Below are 3,003 nucleotides of genomic sequence, written 5' to 3' on the forward strand. Positions count from 1 at the left end.
TATGTACCTTGAAAACTAGATAAGAGTATGACAAGACATCAAACAAAAACCAACGCGCTTTTAAAGCGTTAAGCATAGTAAGTAATATAGTTAAGTGAAGAAGGGCGCACGGTGGATGCCTTGGCACTAGGAGCCGAAGAAGGACGGGACAAACACCGATATGTCTCGGGGAGCCGTACGTAGGCATTGATCCGAGAATTTCCGAATGGGGAAACCCTCTACTCGTCATGGAGTAGAACATACATCTCAATTCATAGGATGTATGAGGCAGACCCGGGGAACTGAAACATCTCAGTACCCGGAGGAAGAGAAAGCAAACGCGATTTCCCGAGTAGCGGCGAGCGAAACGGAATTAGCCCAAACCAAAAAGCTTGCTTTTTGGGGTTGTAGGACACTCCATTGGAGTTATCAAGAAACACGTTAGACGAAGCGGTCTGGAACGACCCGCGACAGAAGGTAAGAGCCCTGTAGTCGAAAGCGTGTTTCCTCCGGAGTGGATCCTGAGTACGGCGGAACACGTGAAATTCCGTCGGAATCCGGGAGGACCATCTCCCAAGGCTAAATACTACCTAGTGACCGATAGTGAACCAGTACCGTGAGGGAAAGGTGAAAAGCACCCCGGGAGGGGAGTGAAAGAGAACCTGAAACCGTGTGCCTACAAGTAGTCGGAGCCCTTTTATGGGTGACGGCGTACCTTTTGTAGAATGGACCGGCGAGTTACGATCCCCTGCAAGGTTAAGTGGAAGACACGGAGCCGCAGCGAAAGCGAGTCTGAATAGGGCGACATAGTAGGTGGTCGTAGACCCGAAACCGTGTGATCTACCCATGTCCAGGGTGAAGGTCAGGTAACACTGACTGGAGGCCCGAACCCACGTACGTTGAAAAGTGCGGGGATGAGGTGTGGGTAGGGGTGAAATGCCAATCGAACACGGAGATAGCTGGTTCTCTCCGAAATAGCTTTAGGGCTAGCCTCAAGGGATGTATGTTGGAGGTAGAGCACTGATTGGACTAGGGGCCCTCACCGGGTTACCGAATTCAGTCAAACTCCGAATGCCAATCATATTACCTTGGGAGTCAGACTATGGGTGATAAGGTTCATAGTCGAAAGGGAAACAGCCCAGACCGTCAGCTAAGGTCCCCAAGTATACGTTAAGTGGAAAAGGATGTGGCGTTGCTTAGACAACCAGGATGTTGGCTTAGAAGCAGCCATCATTTAAAGAGTGCGTAATAGCTCACTGGTCGAGTGACGCTGCGCCGAAAATATACCGGGGCTAAACGTATCACCGAAGCTACGGATTGTTCTTCGAACAATGGTAGGAGAGCGTTCTAAGTGCTGCGAAGTCAGACCGTGAGGACTGGTGGAGCGCTTAGAAGTGAGAATGCCGGTATGAGTAGCGAAAAAGAAGTGAGAATCTTCTTCACCGAATGCCTAAGGTTTCCTGAGGAAGGCTCGTCCGCTCAGGGTTAGTCGGGGCCTAAGCCGAGGCCGAAAGGCGTAGGCGATGGACAACAGGTTGATATTCCTGTACCACCCAATTCCGTTTGAGTGATGGGGGGACGCAGAAGGATAAGGAATGCGCACTGCTGGAAGCGTGCGTCGAAGCAGCAAGAGCGTCAGATAGGCAAATCCGTCTGGCAAGCTTGAGCTGTGATCGGGAGGGAAATAGAGTACCGAAGTTCCGGATTTCACGCTGCCAAGAAAAGCCTCTAGCAAGGAAAAGGGTGCCCGTACCGCAAACCGACACAGGTAGGCGAGGAGAGAATCCTAAGGTGATCGGGAGAACTCTCGTTAAGGAACTCGGCAAAATGACCCCGTAACTTCGGGAGAAGGGGTGCTCCTTTAAGGAGGAGCCGCAGTGAAAAGGCCCAAGCGACTGTTTAGCAAAAACACAGGTCTCTGCGAAGCCGAAAGGCGAAGTATAGGGGCTGACACCTGCCCGGTGCTGGAAGGTTAAGGGGATGCGTTAGCATTAGCGAAGCGTTGAACCGAAGCCCCAGTAAACGGCGGCCGTAACTATAACGGTCCTAAGGTAGCGAAATTCCTTGTCGGGTAAGTTCCGACCCGCACGAAAGGTGCAACGACTTGGGCACTGTCTCAACGAGAGACCCGGTGAAATTATACTATGCGTGAAGATGCGCATTACCCGCGACAGGACGGAAAGACCCCGTGGAGCTTTACTGTAGCCTGATATTGAATGTTGGTACAGCTTGTACAGGATAGGTGGGAGCCTGAGAAACGTGAGCGCTAGCTTACGTGGAGGCGCCGGTGGGATACCACCCTGGCTGTATTGACCTTCTAACCCAGAACCGTGATCCGGTTCGGAGACAGTGTCAGGTGGGCAGTTTGACTGGGGCGGTCGCCTCCTAAAATGTAACGGAGGCGCCCAAAGGTTCCCTCAGAATGGTTGGAAATCATTCGCAGAGTGTAAAGGCAGAAGGGAGCTTGACTGCGAGACCTACAAGTCGAGCAGGGACGAAAGTCGGGCTTAGTGATCCGGCGGTACCGAATGGAAGGGCCGTCGCTCAACGGATAAAAGCTACCCCGGGGATAACAGGCTTATCTCCCCCAAGAGTCCACATCGACGGGGAGGTTTGGCACCTCGATGTCGGCTCATCGCATCCTGGGGCTGTAGTCGGTCCCAAGGGTTGGGCTGTTCGCCCATTAAAGCGGTACGCGAGCTGGGTTCAGAACGTCGTGAGACAGTTCGGTCCCTATCCGTCGTGGGCGTTGGAAGTTTGAGAGGAGCTGTCCTTAGTACGAGAGGACCGGGATGGACACACCGCTGGTGCACCAGTTGTTCCGCCAGGAGCATCGCTGGGTAGCTACGTGTGGAAGGGATAAGTGCTGAAAGCATCTAAGCATGAAGCCCCCCTCAAGATGAGACTTCCCATCTATTCGATAGAGTAAGATCCCTCAGAGACGATGAGGTAGATAGGTTCGAGGTGGAAGCATGGTGACATGTGCAGCTGACGAATACTAATCGATCGAGGACTTAACTATAT

General features: G+C 52.5%; 1 rRNA gene. It reads left to right on the top strand.

From position 1 onward, the window contains the following. Positions 1–88 precede the first annotated feature (88 nt). A 23S ribosomal RNA gene (locus ACTWP4_RS22445) occupies positions 89–3,001 on the top strand. Positions 3,002–3,003 lie beyond the last annotated feature (2 nt).

The sequence above is a fragment of the Gracilibacillus sp. D59 genome (assembly GCF_052246695.1).
GTDB lineage: Bacteria > Bacillota > Bacilli > Bacillales > Amphibacillaceae > Gracilibacillus.